This window comes from Xanthobacter sp. DMC47, assembly GCF_056313845.1.
The window spans coordinates 18,504-39,791 of the sequence record NZ_JBQUZM010000004.1; the positions used below are offsets into that span (position 1 = coordinate 18,504).

The following is a 21,288-nucleotide window of genomic DNA, read 5'->3' on the forward strand; positions in this document are numbered from 1 at the left end:
CGATCGTGCCTCAGGGAGCCGCCCATGAAAGCCGCACCCAACTACATGATCTCGCGCCTCGACGAGATTCCCGCCGTGCCCTGCCCCTGCGGCTTCGCGCGCCGCGCGTTTGGAACGGATGACAACAAGCTCGCGACCGTTCACCTCACCGACATCACCGAGGATGCGCGGGTCCACTACCACAAGCACATGACCGAGATTTACGTGATCCTCGAAGGGGAAGGGGAGATGGAACTCGACGGCGAGCGCGTGCCCGTCTCTCCGCTCACATCCATCTTTATCAAGCCTGGATGCCGCCACCGCGCCATCGGCCGCATGCGCATCCTGAACATTCCCATCCCGGCCTTCGACCCCGAGGACGAATGGTTCGACTGAGCGCGGGAAAGCGACGCGCGCAAAAAGAAAGCGGCGGGGAAATCCCGCCGCTTCCAAAAACCTCGAACCGTGAGCCGAAGCGATCAGCGCTTCGAGAACTGGAACGATCGGCGAGCCTTGGCACGACCGTACTTCTTGCGCTCGACCACGCGGCTGTCGCGGGTCAGGAAGCCGCCCTTCTTGAGGGGGCTGCGCAGCTCGGGCTCGTAATAGGTGAGCGCCTTGGAGAGGCCGTGACGCAGCGCGCCGGCCTGGCCGGACAGACCGCCGCCGGAAACGGTGGCGACCACATCGTACTGGCCTTCGCGGGCCGCGACCTGGAACGGCTGGTTGATCATCAGACGCAGCACGGGACGGGCGAAATACACCTCGATATCCCGGTCATTGACGGTGATCTTGCCGGTGCCGGGGCGAACCCACACGCGGGCCACGGCGTCCTTGCGCTTGCCGGTGGCATAGGCGCGGCCGAACTTGTCCAGCTTCTGGACATGAACGGGGGCTTCGGGCTGGGCCGAGACGGTCGCTGCGCCGAGAGCGTCGAGGGACTGGAGAACCTCGGCCATGTCAGTTCCTCACGTTCTTGCGGTTGAGAGCCGCCACGTCGAGGGCGACCGGCTGCTGGGCCTCGTGCGGGTGGGCAGGGCCCTTGTAGACGCGCAGGTTGCCCATGATCTTGCGGCCGAGCGGGCCGCGGGCGAGCATGCGCTCCACCGCCTTCTCGATGACACGCTCCGGGAAGCGGCCTTCGAGAATGAACTTCGCGGTGCGTTCCTTGATGCCGCCCGCATAGCCGGTGTGATGGTAGTAGACCTTCTGGTCCTTCTTGCGACCCGTGAACACCGCCTTCTCGGCGTTGACCACGACGACATTGTCGCCGCAATCCACGTGGGGGGTGTAGATGGGCAGGTGCTTGCCCTTCAGGCGCATGGCGATGATGGTCGCGAGCCGGCCGACAACAAGGCCGCTGGCGTCAATCACCACCCACTTCTTCTCGATTTCGGCGGGCTTGGCCGAATACGTCTTCATGGGTTCGTTCCGAATGAGAAGTCGGACGGCCCGGCCCAAAAGGACCGTGCAGCGTCCGACGATGGGGTGCTTCTAGAGGAGCACGGTGCGCGCGTCAATGAATGAGGTGTGCGAAATCATGAGCAAAAACAGTATCTTATAAAAATGGTGCAATAGCACCACTAAAATTACCGCGTTTTCGCATTGCCTTGGCGGCAATCAGGCTTTCGGCCTGTCGGGAATGGAATAGGTGGAAACGCAGTGGGCCACCAGTTCGTCGTCCCCCGGCCCCCGGATTCCCACCTCGCCCACCGCGAGACGCTTGCCGAGCTTGATGATGCGGGCGTCACCGAAGAGCGGACCGGGCATCGGCTTGCGCAGGAAGTTGATGGAGAGATTCGTCGTCACCGCCAGCGCGACCGGCCCGATCTGCGCCAGGAGCGCCACATAGACCGCCACGTCCGCCAGCGCCATCATGGCTGGGCCTGAGATGGTGCCGCCCGGCCGCAGATGGCTCTCGTCGGCATCGAGCCGCACCGTTGCGGTCTTCAGGCCGACACGCTCCACATGATGCGCACGGCCCGGTCCGAAGGCTTGCGGGAATTCGGCCGCGAGGAAGGTCTCCAGTTCCTTCACCGTCATCACCACATCTCGTGCCGCAGTCATCCCGCCAATTCCCCTTGCCCGCCCCGGCTCGCGCCGGCCGACGCTTGTGAATAGGATAGCGGCCGGAACGTCAAATCCGGAACCGCCAAGGGAAATATCGTGCCCGCGACAGCCGCCGTGAACGCCGCCCTGCCCGCCCCAGTCTCCCGCTCCGACGACGCCGGGGTGGTGACGCTGACCCTGGCACGGCCGGCCCAGCGCAATTCCCTCTCCGAGGCGATGATGGCCGCGCTCACGGCCGCTTTGGGCGAGGTGGCGGCGGATTCGTCTGCGCGCGCCGTGGTGCTGGCGGCGGAAGGGCCGGTCTATTCTGCCGGGCACGACCTGAAGGAAATCCAGTCGCATCGCGCCGACCCGGATCGCGGGCGCGCTTATTTCGACGACGTGCTGAAGCGCTGCGCCACGCTGATGACGGCCATCGTCCGCCTGCCCCAGCCTGTGATCGCCGCCGTGGAGGGCATGGCGACCGCCGCTGGCTGCCAGCTCGTGGCGAGCTGCGATCTCGCGGTTGCGGGCGACAAGGCGCGCTTCTGCACGCCAGGCGTCAACATCGGCCTGTTCTGCCATACGCCCATGGTGGCGCTGTCGCGCAACCTCTCGCGCAAGCACGCCATGGAGATGTTGCTGCTCGGCGATTGGACCGAGGCGGACGACGCCCTGCGCATGGGCCTCATCAACCGGGTCGTGCCCGCGGGAGAAGCCCTGGCGGCCGCGCAGGGCCTTGCCCGCAAAATCGCGGACAAGTCCCAAGTGCCGGTGAAGCTCGGCAAGGCGGCCTTTTACGCCCAGATCGAGCTGGGGCTCGACGACGCCTATGCCTATGCCTCCCGCGTGATGGCGGAGAACATGCTCGCCCGCGATGCGGACGAAGGCATCTCGGCGGTACTCGCCAAACGTGCAGCCCTGTGGGAAGACAGGTAGACACCTGCTGCGGCTCCGCTTCGGCGACGCACTTTCCGAAGCGGAGGGACTGGATGCACGGGCAGAAGCAAGGCTTCTTTGAACAGCCACACGCCGCGACCTATCTGCTGATCGGCGTGAACGTCGCCGCCTTCGGAATGATGGCTCTGCGGACAGGAGCCGCTGCGCCCGTGGGTCGGGACCTGTGGCAGGCCGGCGCCCTCTACCCTCTGGTGCTCCCGCGCGGCGAATACTGGCGGCTCGCAGCGTATGGCTTTCTGCATGCGAACCCCTTGCATCTCTTCACGAACATGTTGTGCCTCGCGCTCTGGGGCGGTCATCTGGAGCGCAGGGTGGGCGCGACGTATTTCATCGTGATCTACGCTGTCGCGCTTCTCGCCGGCGGGCTTGTCAGCCTGGCGACGCACCACGGCCCCTTTTTATCGGTGGGTGCATCCGGAGCGGTGTCCGGGGTGCTCGGCGCGCTCTTCTGCCTCTGGATTCTCGGCAAGATCGAGCTTTCCGCCAGCTTCTTCATCATCAACATCGGCCTCAACATCACCTTGTCGTTGAGCACGAGGGGCATCGACTGGGGCGCGCATCTCGGCGGGTTCACCGCCGGCCTCGTGGCGTGCGCCGTGATTGATCTCATTGAACGGGGGAATGCGCGGTTCCTGGCGTGCAAATTCCCGGAAGGCCTGAAGCTCAACCTGTTGATCCTCGCCATTGCCGCGCCGGGCGCCGTCGCCCCGCTTGCGCCTCGGCTCCAGCCAACGCCGGGCGCCGTCGCGGGCGCCGCCGCCCTCCTCGTTCTGGCCTTCGTCGCCATAGCGAAGATGATCGATCTCATTCTGGCGCGCCGGCACGGTCTGGCGATCGCTTCGGTCGTCCTTGCCGTCTTGAACACTGCCGCCATGCTCCTGATCGGCGACCGGCTGGCGGGAGCGATCTGCGCGTGGCCAAGCAATCCGGGGGCGCTTGCGCCATTGTGCGAACCCGCAGCACTACTGCCGCTGCTTGCAGCCGCTCTCGCGCTCGCAGTGTCGTTGGGCTTTTCCGCCCGCAGCATAGCCAAGGGAGTTGCCGATCTGGGCTTCGTCTCCCCAGGCCTCCGGGGTGAACGGCGACGGCGCCTCGGCCTGTGAGCAGCCCGTTTACACTCCATAAACCATGATCTGGCTCTCTGGGTGAGACTGGCGCGTCGTGCGCCCGAGTCGCGGGAGGGCGGCGCATGTCTCACCTGGAGACGACGCACCTTGAGATGACAAAGGCCGCGGCGGCCGGACCAGATGCCGGTCTTAAGCCTGTGCGGCTGGCGTGGCGCCCGAGCATTTGGCAGGCCGCGTGGATCGTCTTCGCCCTCATCGCCCTCGCCAGCTTCCTGCCCCTGCGGTTTTCTGCCACCACAACCCTCGCCTTCGAGGTCGGCACCCAGCCGCCGGCTGGCTCCATGCGCGGCGTGGCGCAGATGCTGGGCTCGCGGGAGCTCGCCTACGACGCCGTGCGCCAATTGCCGGATGAGGATGTGCGCCGCATCGCTGCCGGAGGGCTGACGGGATGGCTGGGCATCACCCGCGCCGGAACAGAGGGGCGCTCCGAAAGCGTCGCGGCCGCGTGGCGCCTCATGGAAAATCTGGAAGTCGCGCCGGTCCAGGGCGGGCGGGCGCTGCGGCTCACCGTCTCGGCAGCAACGCCCGGCCTCGCCGTCCGGGTGGCCGACGCCTACGTCTCCGCCTTCCTCTCCCTCGACCGCTTGACGCGGGAGGCACAGGACGAGCCCTCGCTGCTGCCGGCGGCACGCCGGGGCGAAGCCGGACGGGCCTCATTCGTGCCCCAGCCGCCCGGCCCCCTCGCCCTCGGGTTGCTCGCGGCCGTTGCTGCCCTGCTCGTCATCGCACGGCGCACTGTGAACCGCCCCGCCGAAGCGGAAGGCTTGGTCGATGGCGCGGTCCTTCCCGTCGAGCTGAGCGACAGCCATCGGATCACCTGGATCGGTGGCCCCGAGGGCGCCGGCCTCGATGCCGATGCGGCAGTCGACCGCCTCGCCGCGCATCTCGCATCACCTGGTGGATCGGCGCGGCTGATTCTCCTGACTTCCGACGACCTGCCTGAGGCGTCTGCCACCTGCGCTGTCTCCCTCGCCCGTCGCCTGTCCGAGGATGCCGGGGTGGCGCTGGTGGCGCTGGATGGCAGCGCCGAGAGCCTCGCCGCCCTGGTCTCTGACCCGTGGGCACCGGGGATGAGCGAGCTTCTGTTCGGGGTCGCAGGCTTTGGTGAAACCATCCATCGCGACGCCCGCTCTCGGGCCCACGTGATCCCGCCCGGCCGGGACGTGCTGTCCGGCGCCGCCGTCGTGGGCGCCGAACGGCTCGCCTTGGTGCTGGAAGCGTTGAAGCGGACCTACGATTTCGTGGTGGTCGCCGCCCCCAGCCTGTCGGCGGCCCGTGGCGGTCGTCGTCTGGCTGGCCTTGATCCTCTCGTCGTCTGCCTCAATGCCGACGATGCGGCGCCGACGGCCGCCGTTGAGATATTCGACGCCCTCGCGGACAAGAAATTCGGCCGCGTGGTGATGCTCTGCCTCGCCTCAGGCCGGACCGAGGAGGAGGCGCCCAAGGATGAGGATCACCTCGCCACGCCATCCCTCGACGCCCGAGAGACCGTTCAGTCGGCCATGCTGGAACGCCTCGCCGGCGCAGCCTGATCCACTATTCCGTCGTCACCAGAAGGCCCGGCCCAGCCGGGCCTTTTTGCGTTTCGTCGCCGACTGCGCGCAAAGATAGCTCGCGTAAAAACTGAGGAAACCGCCACAAGATTATATTAAATCATACCTTTTTGTCCGGACGCTCCATCCAACGGATGATGAGCGCCGCCGGGAGCACCCAGAGGCTGCCGAGAAGCACGTAGCAGACCGTCTGCAGGGCCCAATGCAGTTCGGTCACCCGGCCCTGCGCCAGTGCCATGGCCATGAGCGCCCAGAACACGACCAGCACCAGCATCAAAACGGTACCGATAAGCTTGCGCAGGCGTTGGGGCATTCTCGCTCACTCCCTTGCCGCGAGGATGCCCACCGTGCCGAAGCGGCATGCGGCACCCGCTCCCTTGCGCGGCACACGGGCTCTCTATAACGGATCGATCCGGAGGGGCCACGCAGCAAGACCGCGCACGCGGAGTCGAGATCACATGTCGCACGCCGAAGCCGTTACCCTGATCGCCGACCGTCCCCGCCCCGGGATTAAGGCTGTCCGCCTCTGGCTCTATTTCGTCGCGGCGCTGATCGTGGCCATGGTGGTGGTGGGCGGCGCCACGCGCCTCACCGAATCCGGTCTCTCCATCACCGAATGGAAGCCCGTCACCGGTGCCCTGCCCCCCATGTCGCAGGCCGACTGGCAGGCGGAGTTCGACCGCTACAAGGCCATTCCCCAGTACGAAATCCTCAACAAGGGCATGGGGCTTGAGGCGTTCAAGCGCATCTATTGGTGGGAATGGGGCCACCGGCTGCTCGGCCGGGTCATCGGCTTCGCCTTCTTCCTGCCCTTCCTCTATTTTGCCTTCCGCGGCGTGCTGCGCGGATCCTTGCTGGCGAAGTGCCTCGGCCTGTTCGCTCTCGGCGGGCTGCAGGGCGCCGTCGGCTGGTGGATGGTGGCGTCGGGGCTCACGGAGCGGGTCTCCGTCAGCCAGTATCGCCTTGCGATCCACCTCACCCTCGCCTGCGTGATCCTCGCCGCCATCGTCGCCGTGGCGCGCTCGCTCACTGGCGAGGGGCGGCAGGCGGTGAATGGCCGCGTGCGGCTGACGGCGCGCGTCCTCATGGCCTTGGTGCTGGTGCAGATCTTCGCGGGCGGGCTGGTGGCCGGGCTCGACGCCGGCATGGCCTATAATACGTGGCCGCTCATGGATGGCCACTTCATCCCCTCCGCCGAACAGCTCGGCGCCATGTCGCCATTCTGGCGCAACCTGTTCGAGAATGCGCTGACGGTGCAGTTCGATCACCGTATGGTGGCCTATGCCCTCTGGGCGCTGGCGCTCGTCCACGCGCTCGATGCCACGCGCGACGGCGGGCGGGCAGCGAAGCGGGCGTGGATCCTGTTCGCCCTGGTGACGGCCCAGGCGTCGCTGGGCATCCTGACGCTGATCCATCAGGTGCCCATCGACATCGCGCTGGCGCATCAGTTCGGGGCGACCATCGTCCTGATCTTCGCCGTGGTGCATGTGAGCGGCCTCGGTGCTCCCGGGGCCGAGAAGGCCGTGACCGCGAGAGCCTAGACCAGAGCCGCAACCAGCGGTGCGATCATCACATTGAACAGGCCCGCCAGCACCATCACAAGACCGGCGATGGAGCCTTCCTCCCCGCCGATCTGGTGCGCACGGGCGACGCCGGCACCGTGGGCGCCCATGCCGAACAGGGCGCCGCGGGCCAGCGACGAGCGGAGCGGCATCACCTTCAGCACCACCTCGCCCAGCGCCGCACCGCAGATGCCGGTGAGGATGACGAAGACGGCCGTGAGGTCCGGCACCCCGCCGATGTCCCCCGACACCGCCATGGCAAAGGGGGTGGAGGTCGAGCGCGGCATCAGGCTGAGCCCGATCGTCTCGTTCAGGCCGAGCAGATGCGCCAGGGCAAGCGCTGTCACCATGGCGAGGGTGCTACCCACGGCCACTCCCACCAGCAGCACCGGCCAGTAGCGGCGGATGAGCGCGCGCTGCTCGTAGATGGGAATGGCGAAGGCCACCGTGGCCGGCCCCATCATCAGCAGCAGCCAGCGGGTGCCGGCGATATACTCGCCATATCCCACGTGCAGGCTGAGCGCGACGGCACCGACACCGATGGGTGTCAGCAGCAGGGGCGAGGTCCACCAGAAGCGCCAGCGCCGGCCAATGGCTCGCGCGGCGAGATAGGACCCGATGGTAACGGCCGACCAGAACAGCGTCGCGAAGAGGGGATCATGCGGCATGACGCGCCTCCCCAGACAGGCGCTGCGTCCAGCGCCAGCACAGATCGACGGCGAGGGCAGTGCCGCCCATGACTGTCACCGTGCCGAGCAGGATCACCGCGGCGATCTTCAGGCCATCGAGGCCGATGAGTTCCTTGTGGTCGAGCACGGCCATAACGGCGGGCACGAAGAACAGCAGCATTTCCGCCAGCAGCCAGGAGGCCCCGCGTCGCACGCTCGACGGACGCAGCCAGCCGCTGGCGAGCAGGGCCAGCACCACCGCCATGCCCACGATGCCGCCCGGAAGCGGAAGCTTCACAAGCCGCACCACGCCCTCTCCCGCCATCCAGAAACCGACCAGAACGGCAAGCTGGATCATCATGCTGCGATGCAGCGTGAAGCGGATGGAACGGAGCAACTGATTGAGGGCAGAGCGATTCTGGGACATGGCTGGCACCTCCAGTGCCGATGCCCGTAACATAGTATGCACTGCAGCATGATGAAAATGAATTGATTGAATAAAGATCATTCCATATAGGCATCATATATGGAACTTCGGACCCTCAGAGCCTTCGTCGAGGTGGTGCGGCAGGGCGGCTTCTCTCCGGCCGCCAAGGTGCTCAATGCCACCCAGCCCACGGTCTCCAAGGCCGTGAAGCAGCTGGAGGACGAGCTCGGCGTCCCGCTGCTCGACCGCATCGGTCATCGCAGCCAGCTCACTGCCGCAGGGGAAATCGTCTACCGCCGCGCGCTGACCTTGCTCGCCGAGCGCGAGGGCCTCGTCGCCGAACTGGAGGATCTGAGGGGCCTCAGGCGCGGCAGCCTGCGGCTCGGCCTGCCGCCGCTCGGCGCGAGCACGCTGTTTGCGCCATTGTTCGCGGTCTTCCGCTCGCGCTATCCGGGCATTGAGATTCGCCTCACCGAGCACGGCTCCAAGCGGCTGGAGGAAATGCTGCTGGAGGGCGAGGTGGAGTTGGCCGGCTCCCTCCTCCCCGCCAAGGAGGGGTTCGACGGACAGGGCGTGCGGCGCGAGCCGTTGATGGCGGTGTTGCCGGTGAGCCATCCCCTTGCGGGGCGGGAGCGGGTGACGATGGCTGATCTCGCGGCCTTCCCGTTCATCCTGTTCGAGGGCGGATTCGCGCTGAACCAGGTCCTAGAGGATGCCTGCGCCCGCAACGGATTTGCACCGCAGGTGGCGGCGCGCAGCGGGCAGATCGACTTCATCGTGGAGATCGCGGGCGCGGGCCTTGGCGTGGCATTTCTGCCCAAGACCATCGCCTACCAGCGGCGCACGCCAGCGGTGCGCCTGTCGGAGCTCGCCGAGCCCGGCACCGAATGGCACATGGCCATCGTCTGGCGCAAGGGCAGCTATCTCTCCCATGCCGCCCGCGCGTGGCTGGAGCTGACGCGGGAAGTCTATGGCGACGGAAACGGCCCGTCCGGATGACATTCATCGCCACTTGGAAACCGCGCGGGCTTGTGGGAGCCCGCGCGGCTGGAAAATCAGATCTTCGCCAGCGCCTGATCGAGGTCGCCGATGATGTCCGCCGCGTCCTCGATGCCGATGGAGAGGCGCACCACCTCCGGCCCTGCACCCGCCGCCGTCTTGCCGTCGTCAGTCAGTTGGCGATGGGTTGTGGAGGCGGGATGGATGATGAGCGAGCGCGTGTCGCCGATATTGGCGAGGTGCGAGAACAGCTCAACGTTCGACACCAGCTTCACGCCAGCCTCGTAGCCGCCCTTAAGGCCGAAGGTGAACACCGCTCCGGCGCCCTTGGGCAGATATTTCTGCGCCAGCGCATGGTACTTGTCGGTCGCAAGGCCAGGATAGCTCACCCACGACACCTTGGGGTGCGCGGCGAGCCACTGCGCCACCTTCAGCGCATTCTCGCTGTGCCGCTGGATGCGAAGCGCCAGCGTCTCGATGCCGGTGAGGATCAGGAAGGCATTGAACGGCGAGAGCGCCGGCCCGAGGTCGCGCAGCCCCAGCACGCGGGCGGCGATGGCGAAGGCGAAATTGCCGAACGTCTCATGCAGCACCATGCCGGAATATTCCGGCCGCGGCTCGGTCAGGAAGGGGTAGCGGCCCGACGCCGACCAGTCGAACGTGCCCGCATCCACGATCACGCCACCGATGGAATTGCCGTGGCCGCCCAGGAACTTGGTCGCCGAGTGCACGACGATGTCGGCACCGTCCTTGATGGGCTGCCAGAGGTAGGGCGTCGCCAGCGTGTTGTCGACGATGAGCGGCACGCCCGCCTTCTTGGCGATGGCGGAGATGGCCGCGACATCGGTCACCACGCCGCCCGGATTGGCGATGGATTCGATGAAGATTGCCTTGGTCTTCGGCGTCACCGCCCGCTCGAACGAAGACACATCGTCCGGATCCGCCCACACCACGTTCCAGCCGAAGCTCTTGAAGGCGTGGGAGAACTGGTTGATGGAGCCGCCATAGAGCTTCCGCGAGGCGATGAACTCGTCGCCGGGCGTCAGCAGCGTGTGGAACACGAGATGCTGGGCCGCATGGCCGGAGGCGACGGCCAGCGCGGCCGTGCCGCCCTCCAGCGCCGCAACACGCTCTTCCAGCACCGCATTGGTGGGGTTGGTGATGCGCGTATAGATGTTGCCGAACGCCTGCAGGCCGAACAGGGAGGCCGCGTGGTCCACGTCGTCGAAGACGAACGAGGTGGTCTGGTAGATCGGCGTCGCGCGCGCGCCCGTGGTGGGATCGGGCTGGGCGCCAGCGTGAATGGCGAGAGTGGAAAAGCCCGGTTCGTGATGGGCCGCAGGGGTCGTGTCGTCGGACATGGGCGCTTTCTCCGTCAGATGCCAACCTTCTATGCCGGCGGGGTTCGATAGATAATTCCGTACTTCTACCGATTAGCTTGATTTCGGTCCACGCGGTGCGATGGAAAGCCGCTGCACGCCGCTGCCCAGCCGCTGCGGGCGCCGAGCCGAGATGGTGCGGGAGTTGACGCCCGTCCAGCCGATCTCGCCGGACAGCCGGCCATATTCGATTTTCGGACAGCGGTTCATCACCACCTTCAGCCCCGCGGCCTCGGCCCGCACCGCGGCTTCGTCGTTGCGCACGCCGAGCTGGGTCCACAGCACCTTGGGCAGGGGATCAAGGGCAAGAACCTCATCCAGAACCGCGGGAACATGCTCGGGCGCGCGGAATACATCCACCATGTCGATGGGCTCCGGCACGTCCTTCAGTGTCGCGACGAAGGTGAGCCCCACCACGGTCTTGCCCGCCTGCCCCGGATTGACCGGATAGACGCGATAGCCGCGCTCGGAGAGATACTTCATCACGAAATAGGACGGTCGCGCCGCATTGGCGCTGGCGCCGACGATGGCGATCGTCTCCACCTCGGAGAGGAGGGAGCGGATATAGGCGTCGTCGTAGCGATCGTGGTTCACCACGTCTCCTCCCTCGTTCCAGCGCCGGGTGACTCAGCGCCGTGCCTTGGAAAACAAGGTGTAGAAATTCCGCGTGGTTGCGGCGGCGAATGTCTCGAAGGGCTCGCCCCGCGCCTCGGCCAGCACCTTCGCCGTCTCGCGCACGAAGGAGGGCTCGTTGCGCTTGCCGCGATGGGGCGTCGGCGCGAGGAAGGGAGAATCGGTCTCCACCAGGATGCGGTCGGCCGGCACGTCGCGGGCGATGGCGCGCAGATCTTCGCTCTTCTTGAAGGTCACGACGCCCGAGAAGGAGATATAGCCGCCCAGCGCCAGCGCGCGGCGGGCAAGGTCCGGTCCGGCGGTGAAGCAGTGGAGCAGGAAGGGAAAGGCCCCTTTGGCGGTCTCTTCCTCAAGGATCGCGGCAACGTCCTCGTCCGCCTCGCGGGCGTGGATCACCAGCGGCAGGCCGGTCTCGCGCGAAGCCGCGATATGGGTGCGGAAGCCGTGCTCCTGCGCGTCGCGCGGGCCGAGATCGTAATGATAGTCCAGCCCCACCTCGCCGATGGCGACCACCTTGGGATGGCGGGAGAGGTCCACCAGATCCTTCACGGTGACGTCGGTTTCCTCGCCCGCCTGGTGGGGATGGGTGCCGACCGAACAGCTCACGCTGTCGAACCGCTCGGCGATGGCGAGAATCTCGTTGAAGCGGCGGACCCGCGTGGAAATGGTCACGAGATGGGAGACGCCGGCCGCCTCGGCGCGGGCCACCACGTCCGGCAGCTCGGCGGCGAAATCAGGGAAGTCGAGGTGGCAATGGCTGTCGACGAGCATGATGATCCTACGGGCGGTCCGCGCTTCACATAAGCGCATCGGCCGCCCCCGTCGAGGCGGCGGCCATGCGTCCCACGCACGGCCGGGACTTGCCGCGCTCAACCGGCGAAGGTATCGCCGGGACCGACGCGGGCCCGGCCCGCCCGCCCGATCGTCAGGACCGCCATGCTCAAAACCCAACCTCCGTTCCGCCCCGCCCTCGCCCGCCTCGCGGATGCGTCAAACGTCTGGGCGATCGCGGGCCTCGTGGTGGGTGTGGCGCTTCTGGCCTGGAGCGCCCAGCTGTCCATTCCCATCCAGCCGGTGCCGATCACCCTGCAAAGCTATGTGCTGATTGCGCTGGCAGCGCTCATGGGCTGGCAATTCGGCGGACTCACCGTGGCGATCTATCTCCTCGCCGGACTGATGGGCCTGCCGGTGTTCTCGGGCGGGCGGAGCGGACTTGCCATGCTCACCGGCACCTCCGGCGGCTTCATCGTCGGTTTTCTGGTGACGACGCTGCTGGTGGGATGGCTTCAGGAGACCTGGGCGCGGCTGCGGCCGTTGCCGCTGTTCGGTGTCCTTGCTTTGGGCCATCTGGTGCTGATGGTAATGGGCGCTGGCTGGCTCGCCACCAAGGTTGGCCCCATGCTGGCGCTGGAGAAGGGCTTCGTGCCCTTCATCCCCGGCGCCGTGGTGAAGACGGTCGCCGCACTCGCCACTGTCATCCTGGTCGAACGACTGGCCGGAACCCAGCGCCAGCGCTGAAGAGCGCGGCTACTGGGCCGCGCTGATCTCTTCCTTGAGCGCATCCGCGTCGGAGGCGGGCATGGTGATGGGCTGCACGCGCTCGCCGGGGCGGCCCGGATTGGTGACGATGGAGGCTTCCAGCGACACCGTGACGTTGCCGCCCGAGGTGTTGAAGATGTAGTCGAGCCGGAAGGCGGCATCCTGGCTCTGTCCGTTGGTGCGCTTCATCGCCTCATCGGGCGGAAGACGTTTTTCGGCAATGAGTTGGGCCGGCTGGTCGACCGTGATGTTGTACTGGCGGGCGCGGCGCGACGTCGCGATGCGGGCGCGCACGAGGGTGGCGTCGGCACCGGCGAGTTTCACCTCGATGCGCGGAACGGCCGGGCCTTCGGGCGCCGGCGGGGGCATCTCGGTGGGCATGGCCGGGGGGATGGGATCATAATTGGGAGCCGGCGCCGGAGCGCGGTCGTAGCTGCTGGAGCAGCCGGCCAGTGCCAGCGCCACCGCGGCCGCCGAAACCCATCTCACGCCCGTCATTCCCACCGCTCCAGTTCCCCCAGCCCCGCGTGCTGTAAACTACAAAACCCTAGCAAGGTTAAGATATTTCCGGTCCGCGCACACCCGTCCCTCAGGTCGTGGCTTCCGGCTCCACATAGCGCGGGAACACGCCGGTGGGGGTCGGGAGGGTGCGGCCGGCGGGCAGGCGGAAGGCCGGATCGAGCCGGTCGAAACCCCGCTCGTCGGCCGGAATCGCCACCAGATCCAACAGCTTGGCCGCGCTCTCCGGCATCACCGGCTGGACCAGGATGCCGACCTGCCGGATCACCTCGGCAGTGACCCAGAGCACGGTCTCCATGCGGGCGGGATCGGTCTTGCGCAGGGCCCAGGGGGCCTGGGCGGCGAAATAGCGGTTGGCTTCCGCGACCACAGCCCAAACGGCGTTGAGATACAAATGGATAGCCTGCGCGTCCATGGCCTCGCGGCTCTTCGCCAGCATGCCGTCGGCGAGGGCGAGCATGGCCTCGTCCTCCGGCGAGAGGGGGCCGGGGGTGGGCACCAACCCATTGAGATTCTTCGAGATCATCGACAGGGACCGCTGGGCGAGGTTGCCCAGGTCGTTGGCGAGGTCGGCATTCATGCGGTTGACGATGGCCTCGTGGCTGTAGGAGCCATCCTGGCCGAACGCGACCTCCCGCAGGAAGAAATATCTAATGGCATCAACACCATAGGTCGCAGCAAGATCGAACGGGTCGATGACGTTGCCGACCGATTTCGACATCTTCTCCCCGCGATTGAAGAGAAAGCCGTGCCCGAACACGCGCTTCGGCGCCGCAAGCCCCGCCGACCAGAGAAATGCCGGCCAGTACACAGCATGGAAGCGGATGATATCCTTGCCGATGACATGAAGGTCCGCCGGCCAGTACTTGGCGAAATCGCCATCCACGTCCGGATACCCGAGCGCGGTGATATAATTGGTCAGCGCATCCACCCACACATACATGATGTGCTTGGGGTCACCCGGAACGGGGATGCCCCAGTCAAAGGTGGTGCGGGAGATGGAGAGATCCTGAAGGCCACCCGACACGAAGCTGACAACCTCGTTTCGGCGGGTGTCAGGCGCTATAAACCCCGGGTTTTCGGCATAGTAAGTGAGCAGTCGGTCCTGATAGGCCGAGAGCCGGAAGAAATAGCTTTCCTCCTCCACCCATTCCACAGGCGTACCCTGTGGGCCGAGCCGCACACCGGCATCGTTCAGTGTTGTCTCGTCTTCCGCGTAATAGGCTTCATCACGGATCGAATACCAACCGGCATAGGTGGATTTATAGATATCACCATTCGCCGCCATCTTTTCCCAGATCGCCTGCGTGGAAATCCGGTGGCGCTCCTCGGTGGTGCGGATGAAGTCGTCGTTGGAGAGGTTGAACGTCTCCACCATCGCCTGGAAGCGGGGGACATTGCGCTCGAGCAGTTCGCGGGTGGTCAGGCCCGCGCGCTGGGCGGTCTGCAGCATCTTGATGCCGTGCTCGTCCGTGCCGGTGAGGAAGCGCACGTCATAGCCGTCGAGCCGCTTGAAGCGCGCCACGCAGTCGGTCGCGATCGCCTCATAGGCATGGCCCATGTGGGGCACGCCATTGGGGTAGGAGATGGCGGTGGTGATGTAGAACGGCGGCTTGACGGACATCGGAAGGCTCGGACGATTTCCCCGACCCCCGGGACTGCGGCTTCAGCTTGCGGCAGCTTCAGCGCACGGCCTCGGCCAGATCGGCAAAGATGCGGAACACCAGCGCCTTGCGATCGAGATTGAAGACATCAGCCTCGGTCGCGCTGCGCCGCACCTTCTCCCATACCTCGCCGAGGCGGACAAGGCGATGGCGGGGCACGTCCGCGTGCGTGGCCTGCGCGGCCACATAGTCGCTCACCGCCTCGACGAAGAGATCGAGCCCGTCCGCGCGGTCGCCCTGAAGCCGCGTGCCCAGCGCGTGCAGGTCCTCCGGCCGGGGCCGCGGCAACTGACCCAGGGCCTTGAGGGTGGCGAGGCGCACCTCCATCCCCTCCCCGCGTGCCAGCGTCAGGGCGCGGCGCACGCTGCCGCCGGAGGCCTGCGCGGCGGCCGGAAGCTCGGCGGCGTTGAGGTCGCCGATCTCGGTGGAAAGGTGGTCCAGCGCCGCCAGCACATCGCCTTCCGCCAGCGCCCTGAGGCGCAGCAGCCGGGAGCGCGAGCGGATGGTGGCCAGCACCTTGCCCGGGGCATGGGTGATGAGCAGGAACAGCGCGCGCGGCGGCGGCTCCTCCAGCGTCTTCAGCAAGGCGTTGGCGCCGAAGGCATTCAGCTCGTCCACCGTATCGACGATGCACACCCGCCACCCGCCGGCCGCCGCCGTGGCGCCGAAAAAGCTGCGCACCCGGCGCACCATTTCGGCCGGGATGATGGTGGGGATCTTCTCCTCGCCCGCCTCCGGCGCGCGGCGCAGCACCAGCATGTCGGGATGGCTGAGCGACGCCACCTGCCGGAACACCGGATGGCTCGCCGGCAGGCTCAGGTCATGGGCGCCCGGCTCCGGCCCTCCCGCCAGTACCACCCGGGCGAGGCGATAGGCCAGCGTCGCCTTGCCGATGCCCTCCGGCCCGCCGATGAGAAGGGCATGGGGCAGGCGCCCGGCGCGAAAATCGCCCAGCAGGTCCGCCTCCACCGCCGCATGGCCGAACAGGCGGTCCTGCTCGCGCGGATGCGGCGCGCCCGGCAGCACGTCGCCGGCGATCTCCGTGCTCATGCGCCCGCGCCCGCGATCTCGTCGACAGCCAGCCCGAGACGGGCCGCCACCACGTGTGCGATGGCGGCCGCGACGGCATCCGCATCGGCCGAGGCATCGATGAGGACGCAGCGCGCCGGCTCGGCCTGCGCCCGCGCGAGAAAGGCGGCGCGGACGGCGGCGTGATAATCGCCGCCTTCCTTCTCGAACCTGTCGGCCGCCGCGCCCGCCGCGCGCCGGGCGGCGCGGGCGAGGCCGATCTCCGGCGGCACGTCCAGCACCAAAGTGAGGTCCGGCCGCACCGCGCCTACGGAAAGGCTTTCAAGCGAATCGAGCAGGCTCGGGTCCACGGCGCCGACCGCGCCCTGATAGACGCGGGTGGAATCGATGAAGCGGTCGCACACCACGATCTTGCCCGCCGCCAGCGCCGGAGCGATCAGGCCGGTCACATGGTCCGCCCGCGCGGCGGCGAACAGCAGCGCCTCCGCCGCAGGCCCGAGGGGCTCGGCAGCGCCGGAGAGGATGACATGGCGCAGCGCCTCGGCGCCGGGCGTGCCGCCGGGCTCGCGGGTTTCCACCACCTCGCGGCCGAGGGCGCGCAGATGCTGCGCCAGCCGCCGCGCCTGGGTGGACTTGCCGGTGCCCTCCCCGCCTTCGAGGGTGATGAAACGACCGCTCATTTGCCGACCTTCGCGAGCACCTTCTTGAAGAGATCGCGCACGCCATCGCCGAGCAGCGTCATGCCGCCATCGAGGGCGCGGTCGGTCAGCGAGCCCACAGGCACGTCCTCGGCGGTGTAGAGGGGCACGTCGAGCGCCTTCACCTGCCCGCGCGTCACCTGCATGCGCCCCACCTCCGTGCCCTTGGCGACGGGGGCACGCAGCGGGCCGGTATAGACCACCTTGGCGGTCACGCGCTCATTGCCCGAGCGCGGGGTGAGGATGGAGACCGCCCCCTTCGCCACGAGCCCCACCGAGCCCTGCGTCCCGCCGAACACCTGGGCGCGGCCGATCTCCTGGTCCGCCGTGAAGATCTGCCGCTGCCGGAACGACTGGAAGCCCCATTCCAGCAACTTGCGCGTCTCTTCCAGCCGCTCCTTCTCGCTCTTGGCGCCGAGGGTGGCGACGATGAGGCGCTGGCCGTTCTGCACCGCCGAGCCGAGGGCGTGGTAGCCCACATCCTTCACCCAGCCCACCTGGAGGCCGTCCGCGCCGATGCCGGCGTCCAGCAGCACGTTGCGATTGCGCTGCTTGATGCGGCTCCACTCGATGTTGGGACGCGCGAACACCGGGTAATAAGTGGGATAGGTGCGGATGATGTGGGCGGCGAGCAGGCCGAGGTCGCGGGCCGTGGAGACCTGGCCGGGATCGGCGAAGCCGGTGGCGTTGTGGAACTCGGAATTGGCCATGCCGATGGCCTTGGCCTCGGCATTCATCATCTGGGAGAACTCGCTCTCGGTGTTGGCGACGCCCTCGGCCAAGGCGATGGCCGCGTCATTGCCGGAGACCACCAGCGCGCCGGCAAGCAGTTCGCCCACCGGTGCCGGCTTGTTCACCTCAGCGAACATGGCCGCCCCGCCCGAAGGGCCGCCGCCGCGCTTCCACGCATTCACACTCACCACGAAGGGCGTGTCGAGGGCGATCTTGCCGGCCTTGAGCTGGGAGAAGACCACATCCGCGGTCATCACCTTCGTGAGCGTTCCCGGGGCGAAGCGCTTGTCGGCGTCCTTCTCGTAGAGAATCGTGCCGGTCTCGAAATCGATCAGAACCGCGGCGGGTACCGACGTCTGGAAGCCCTGCGCCTGCTGGGCGGCGGCAGGCCCAGGCGCGATCAGCGCGCCCGCCAGCGCGAGGGCCGGAAGAGCGAGGGCGCGGGCAAGACGGGAGGCGAAGCGGGAGGACACGGACATCTGGCTCCACCGGATACGGCACGCGGGAAGTGCCGTTCCCCACCGTGGCGCGGCCAAGGTCACGGCTTCCCCTTCGGCCGGATCATCGCGAAGCGCCGGCTCCGGGTAAAGCCCCGCGGGATTCAGGATGGGGGGATATCTTCGGCAGGGACGTGGGCCAGGACGGCTCGACCATCGGGGACTCAGCGCCCGGTAACTCAGCGTTCTCCAGGAACCCCGGCGAAGCCGAGGCCGGATACGGGCGCGGCGCCCTGCGACCAGCCGGCGCTGGCCACCACCTGGCCCGAACCGCCCGTCTGGCCGAGATCATACGGCCGCGGCGGCGGCACCGGCGCCTCGTCCGACGGCGGAGCGGAGGCGGCGACGCGCCGCATGGGCGGACCTTCCGGCACGAAGGGCTTGGCCGAGGCGACGCGCACCGGCGAGCCTTCGATCAGGTCGGCCGGGGTGCCGTCCGTGCGCAGGGTGGAGGCGAGCTTGATGTCGTCGTCATCGTCCAGCGGCGCCCGCCCGAGATACTGGACGCGCACCTTGGTCATGCCCTTCTGGGCGAAGCCGAGCAGCTCGGCGGTCTTGTAGGAGACGTCGATCAGGCGGTCGCCCACGTAGGGCCCGCGATTGTTGATCCGCACCACGATGGAGCGGTCGTTGGACAGGTTCGTGACGCGTACATAGGACGGCATGGGCAGCGTCTTGTGGGCGGCGGAGATGGAGCCCATGTCGAAGATCTCGCCATTGGCGGTCTTGCGGCCGTGGAAATCCTTGCCGTACCAGGAGGCCGTGCCCTCGGCCATGTAATTGGGGTTCTCGGCCGGCACGTAGGTGCGTCCGCCGATGGTGTAGGGCTTGCCCACCTTGTAGCTGCCGCCGCCACGGGGCACCGGATCGCCCTCCGCAACCACGCGCGGGCTCGTGGAGACGCCCCAGATGGGATCGATCTTGCTGCCGAGGGATTCGACCGAGCCGCACCCGGCGATGGCGATCAGGGAGGAGAGAACCGCCACGGTCCGCACGCCCCGGATGGATGGCGCTGCCCCGGCGCCGGTGACGGCGCGCACGAGGTGACCGATCCTGTTCCGCTGCGTCCTCGCCGATCCCGTCATCATCCGTGCCCGGTTCCCCGCTTTTGCTGCCGCCGGCAGAGACAGAACGCACACGCCGTGATCGGCATGGACCCCGGCAGATTCCGCCAACAGGGGGTCCAATGACGGCAAAAATGGGGCGTAGCTGCGGCCATGGTTAACAAACGGCAATATTGCCGCCCACCTGAATACCATTACCACTCGTCGACACACCCCCATCGGTGCGCTCCCGATCTCATGCCCTACCTTCCGCGCCAGCCCCCTCGACGCGCCCGCGCACCTGCTCTAGATGGGGTCCTCATACAGCCCCGCCCCCGAGGCGGAGCCCGGAAGGGTGGCCGAGTGGTTTAAGGCAGCGGTCTTGAAAACCGCCGTGGGTGCAAGCCCACCGTGGGTTCGAATCCCACCCCTTCCGCCAGTGCGTTGAAGCGGAATATCGCTCGGCCGCCCTGGCCTTACGTCCCGGGTCCTCGTTTTCTCCGCGCCGTGGTCGGGTGCATTTTCCCGCGCCTTCCCGCCACATCCACCAGCCGCCGGAACGTCGGGCATTCCATATGCGACGGCGCCCGGCAGTCGGCGACGTGGCGAAGGGTGTCGCGCAACGCGGTCAGTTCGTGGATCTGCCGGTCGATTTCATCGGCCTTCTGGTGAAGCAGGTCGCGCGGCAGGTCCGGCATGCCGTTCCGGCCAAACATTGCGGCGATTTCTTCCAGCGAGAATCCTGCAGACTTGCCCATGGAAATGAGCCTGAGCTGCAACAGCACCTCCGGCGGGAACTGCCGACGCAAGCCGTGCCGGGAGGCCGAGGAGATCAGCCCGGCCTCCTCGTAATAGCGGAGCGCCGAAGGCTTGAATCCGCTTTGCGCCGCGACCTCACCGATATCGAGAAACTTCATGCTTGACCTCAAGTCAGCTTGAAGTGGCAGCCTGCCCCTGACTCGAAATTCAGGCAAGAGGGCAAGAGCATGAAACAGGCGGAACCGGGCACATCCCGCAAGATGAGGTTCCCCGTTGCGATGACATTGGCGATGGCCATGCTGCTGGCCTCGCTTGGCACCAGTATCGCCAACATCGCCCTACCCGCGCTCAGCGCCGCATTCTCGGCACCGTTCGCACAGGTCCAGACGGTCGTCGTCGCCTATCTCGCCGGCCTGACGGTTACCGTCCTCGTCGCGGGCCGGCTCGGTGACGCCTACGGACTGAAGCCGATGCTCATCGTCGGTCTGGCGGTCTTTTCAACGGCCTTGCTGCTGTGCGCGGTTGCGCCGAACCTCTGGCTCCTGGTCGGCGCGCGGGCCCTGCAGGGCATCGGCGCGGCTTTCCTCATGACGCTCACCATGGCGATGATGCGTCAGTCGGCCGGCGAGGCGCGGGTCGGGCGGGCCATGGGCCTGCTTGGCACGGCATCGGCGCTCGGGACGGCGCTCGGCCCTTCGCTCGGGGGCCTGCTCATTCCCATGACGGGATGGCGCGGCATCTTCTGGATTCAAGTCCCGCTGGCGGTGCCAGCCCTTGTCCTCGCCGTTGTCACGCTGCCCGGCGAACAGCCGCGGGCAAAGGCGCCATCGCTGCGTTTGTGGCCAAACAAATCTTCGCACCTCGCGGCCAATCTCGCGCTCAACGTGATGGTAGCCGCCGTCATGATGGCGACGCTGGTGGTCGGCCCCTTCTATCTCAGCCTTGGTCTCGGTCTGGAGGCGATGGATGTGGGCCTCGTGATGGCGGTCGGACCGGTGATTTCGATCTTCAGCGGGATTCCGAGCGGCCGGCTCGTCGATGGCTGGGGAAGTGGCTGCGTGCTCGCCATCGGGTTGATGCTGTTGACGGCCGGCGCGCTTCTGCTCGCATTTTTGCCGGACACGATAGGCGTCGTCGGCTATCTGCTCGCCATCGCCGTGCTGACGCCGGGCTACCAACTCTTTCAGGCCGCCAACAATACAGCCACGCTGGCCCATGTGGCGCAGGATCAGCGCGGAATGGCGTCCGGTGCGCTGAACCTGTCGCGCAATATCGGGCTTATCGCGGGTGCATCATTCATGGGCGCCGTCTTTGCCTTCGGCGCGGGAACCGGACGGTTCACTGGGGCGACGGCCTTGGACATCGCCGCCGGAATGCGGCTGACCTTCCTTCTGGCCGGAGGAATGATGCTGACCGCGCTCGGCATCGTCTTTGGACGCCTTGCGCCATCACACCGCCTGCTTTGATCGCCC

At 67.2% G+C, this 21,288-nt stretch carries 24 protein-coding genes and 1 tRNA gene; 9 read left to right on the plus strand and 16 right to left on the minus strand.

The window, feature by feature from the left end; translation table 11 throughout:
- Positions 1-24: 24 nt before the first annotated feature.
- Positions 25-375 (plus strand): cupin domain-containing protein, encoded by a 351-nt coding sequence (locus ACT54R_RS11875; protein ID WP_476326562.1) that lies wholly within the window; start codon positions 25-27, stop codon positions 373-375.
- An 83-nt stretch (positions 376-458) separates the two neighbouring features.
- On the opposite strand, the gene rpsI is transcribed toward ACT54R_RS11875, so the two are convergent.
- The 3 genes from rpsI to ACT54R_RS11890 form a co-directional block, all read right to left on the minus strand.
- Positions 459-938 (minus strand): 30S ribosomal protein S9, encoded by a 480-nt coding sequence (gene rpsI, locus ACT54R_RS11880; RefSeq protein ID WP_038193505.1) that lies wholly within the window; start codon positions 936-938, stop codon positions 459-461.
- Between the two features lies 1 nt (position 939).
- Positions 940-1,401, minus strand: a complete 462-nt coding sequence (gene rplM / locus ACT54R_RS11885) for a 50S ribosomal protein L13 (RefSeq protein WP_168457757.1) — start codon at positions 1,399-1,401, stop codon at positions 940-942.
- A gap of 198 nt (positions 1,402-1,599) precedes the next feature.
- The gene (locus ACT54R_RS11890; protein WP_476326564.1) at positions 1,600-2,046 is read right to left on the minus strand and encodes a PaaI family thioesterase; all 447 of its coding nucleotides are present in this window, start codon (positions 2,044-2,046) and stop codon (positions 1,600-1,602) included.
- 96 nt (positions 2,047-2,142) lie between these two features.
- Between ACT54R_RS11890 and ACT54R_RS11895 the strand changes: the two genes are divergently transcribed.
- The 3 genes from ACT54R_RS11895 to ACT54R_RS11905 all read left to right on the plus strand — a co-directional run bounded on the left by ACT54R_RS11895 (position 2,143) and on the right by ACT54R_RS11905 (position 5,647).
- On the plus strand, positions 2,143-2,967 hold the full coding sequence (locus ACT54R_RS11895) for an enoyl-CoA hydratase (RefSeq protein ID WP_476329159.1): 825 nt from the start codon (positions 2,143-2,145) through the stop codon (positions 2,965-2,967).
- Between the two features lie 53 nt (positions 2,968-3,020).
- Positions 3,021-4,091 (plus strand): rhomboid family intramembrane serine protease, encoded by a 1,071-nt coding sequence (locus ACT54R_RS11900; RefSeq protein WP_476326566.1) that lies wholly within the window; start codon positions 3,021-3,023, stop codon positions 4,089-4,091.
- 86 nt (positions 4,092-4,177) lie between these two features.
- On the plus strand, positions 4,178-5,647 hold the full coding sequence (locus ACT54R_RS11905) for a P-loop NTPase family protein (protein WP_476326568.1): 1,470 nt from the start codon (positions 4,178-4,180) through the stop codon (positions 5,645-5,647).
- A 121-nt stretch (positions 5,648-5,768) separates the two neighbouring features.
- Here the strand turns inward: ACT54R_RS11905 and ACT54R_RS11910 are convergent, their stop codons facing one another.
- Positions 5,769-5,981, minus strand: a complete 213-nt coding sequence (locus tag ACT54R_RS11910) for a DUF2842 domain-containing protein (protein WP_476326570.1) — start codon at positions 5,979-5,981, stop codon at positions 5,769-5,771.
- Positions 5,982-6,126: 145 nt separating this feature from the next.
- Between ACT54R_RS11910 and ACT54R_RS11915 the strand changes: the two genes are divergently transcribed.
- Positions 6,127-7,209, plus strand: a complete 1,083-nt coding sequence (locus ACT54R_RS11915; RefSeq protein WP_476326572.1) for a COX15/CtaA family protein — start codon at positions 6,127-6,129, stop codon at positions 7,207-7,209.
- Here the strand turns inward: ACT54R_RS11915 and ACT54R_RS11920 are convergent.
- Positions 7,206-7,898, minus strand: coding sequence for an LrgB family protein (locus ACT54R_RS11920; protein ID WP_476326574.1), 693 nt, complete (start codon positions 7,896-7,898; stop codon positions 7,206-7,208). The genes ACT54R_RS11915 and ACT54R_RS11920 overlap by 4 nt on opposite strands.
- Positions 7,888-8,325, minus strand: a complete 438-nt coding sequence (locus ACT54R_RS11925) for a CidA/LrgA family protein (RefSeq protein ID WP_476326576.1) — start codon at positions 8,323-8,325, stop codon at positions 7,888-7,890. Before ACT54R_RS11925 ends, ACT54R_RS11920 begins: the two co-directional genes overlap by 11 nt.
- A gap of 99 nt (positions 8,326-8,424) precedes the next feature.
- Between ACT54R_RS11925 and ACT54R_RS11930 the strand changes: the two genes are divergently transcribed.
- Positions 8,425-9,324: a LysR family transcriptional regulator gene (locus ACT54R_RS11930; protein ID WP_476326578.1), complete on the plus strand. Its 900-nt coding sequence runs from the start codon at positions 8,425-8,427 to the stop codon at positions 9,322-9,324.
- A 56-nt stretch (positions 9,325-9,380) separates the two neighbouring features.
- Here the strand turns inward: ACT54R_RS11930 and ACT54R_RS11935 are convergent, their stop codons facing one another.
- The 3 genes from ACT54R_RS11935 to ACT54R_RS11945 all read right to left on the minus strand — a co-directional run bounded on the left by ACT54R_RS11935 (position 9,381) and on the right by ACT54R_RS11945 (position 12,107).
- The gene (locus ACT54R_RS11935; RefSeq protein ID WP_476326580.1) at positions 9,381-10,685 is read right to left on the minus strand and encodes an O-acetylhomoserine aminocarboxypropyltransferase; all 1,305 of its coding nucleotides are present in this window, start codon (positions 10,683-10,685) and stop codon (positions 9,381-9,383) included.
- Between the two features lie 72 nt (positions 10,686-10,757).
- Positions 10,758-11,297, minus strand: coding sequence for a CoA-binding protein (locus tag ACT54R_RS11940; protein ID WP_476326582.1), 540 nt, complete (start codon positions 11,295-11,297; stop codon positions 10,758-10,760).
- Positions 11,298-11,330: 33 nt separating this feature from the next.
- On the minus strand, positions 11,331-12,107 hold the full coding sequence (locus ACT54R_RS11945; RefSeq protein WP_476326584.1) for a TatD family hydrolase: 777 nt from the start codon (positions 12,105-12,107) through the stop codon (positions 11,331-11,333).
- A 165-nt stretch (positions 12,108-12,272) separates the two neighbouring features.
- Between ACT54R_RS11945 and ACT54R_RS11950 the strand changes: the two genes are divergently transcribed.
- Positions 12,273-12,854, plus strand: a complete 582-nt coding sequence (locus tag ACT54R_RS11950) for a biotin transporter BioY (protein ID WP_476326586.1) — start codon at positions 12,273-12,275, stop codon at positions 12,852-12,854.
- A 9-nt stretch (positions 12,855-12,863) separates the two neighbouring features.
- Here the strand turns inward: ACT54R_RS11950 and ACT54R_RS11955 are convergent, their stop codons facing one another.
- The 6 genes from ACT54R_RS11955 to ACT54R_RS11980 form a co-directional block, all read right to left on the minus strand.
- Complete coding sequence (locus ACT54R_RS11955) at positions 12,864-13,373, minus strand: hypothetical protein (RefSeq protein ID WP_168457743.1); 510 nt, start codon at positions 13,371-13,373, stop codon at positions 12,864-12,866.
- Positions 13,374-13,464: 91 nt separating this feature from the next.
- Positions 13,465-15,018: a methionine--tRNA ligase gene (gene metG / locus ACT54R_RS11960; RefSeq protein WP_476326588.1), complete on the minus strand. Its 1,554-nt coding sequence runs from the start codon at positions 15,016-15,018 to the stop codon at positions 13,465-13,467.
- Between the two features lie 58 nt (positions 15,019-15,076).
- Positions 15,077-16,108 carry a DNA polymerase III subunit delta' gene (locus ACT54R_RS11965; RefSeq protein WP_476326590.1) on the minus strand — a complete coding sequence of 344 codons (1,032 nt, stop codon included), beginning with the start codon at positions 16,106-16,108 and terminating at the stop codon, positions 15,077-15,079.
- Complete coding sequence (gene tmk, locus ACT54R_RS11970) at positions 16,105-16,767, minus strand: dTMP kinase (protein ID WP_476326592.1); 663 nt, start codon at positions 16,765-16,767, stop codon at positions 16,105-16,107. Before tmk ends, ACT54R_RS11965 begins: the two co-directional genes overlap by 4 nt.
- Positions 16,764-17,996, minus strand: coding sequence for a D-alanyl-D-alanine carboxypeptidase family protein (locus tag ACT54R_RS11975; protein WP_476326594.1), 1,233 nt, complete (start codon positions 17,994-17,996; stop codon positions 16,764-16,766). Before ACT54R_RS11975 ends, tmk begins: the two co-directional genes overlap by 4 nt.
- A gap of 197 nt (positions 17,997-18,193) precedes the next feature.
- On the minus strand, positions 18,194-19,054 hold the full coding sequence (locus ACT54R_RS11980) for a septal ring lytic transglycosylase RlpA family protein (RefSeq protein WP_476326596.1): 861 nt from the start codon (positions 19,052-19,054) through the stop codon (positions 18,194-18,196).
- Positions 19,055-19,406: 352 nt separating this feature from the next.
- On the opposite strand from ACT54R_RS11980, the gene ACT54R_RS11985 reads away from it, so the two are divergent.
- Positions 19,407-19,496, plus strand: a tRNA-Ser gene (locus tag ACT54R_RS11985).
- Between the two features lie 37 nt (positions 19,497-19,533).
- On the opposite strand, the gene ACT54R_RS11990 is transcribed toward ACT54R_RS11985, so the two are convergent.
- On the minus strand, positions 19,534-19,974 hold the full coding sequence (locus ACT54R_RS11990; protein ID WP_476326598.1) for a helix-turn-helix domain-containing protein: 441 nt from the start codon (positions 19,972-19,974) through the stop codon (positions 19,534-19,536).
- A 69-nt stretch (positions 19,975-20,043) separates the two neighbouring features.
- Between ACT54R_RS11990 and ACT54R_RS11995 the strand changes: the two genes are divergently transcribed.
- Entirely contained in the window at positions 20,044-21,282 is a 1,239-nt protein-coding gene (locus ACT54R_RS11995; RefSeq protein ID WP_476326600.1) for an MFS transporter, read from the plus strand.
- Positions 21,283-21,288 lie beyond the last annotated feature (6 nt).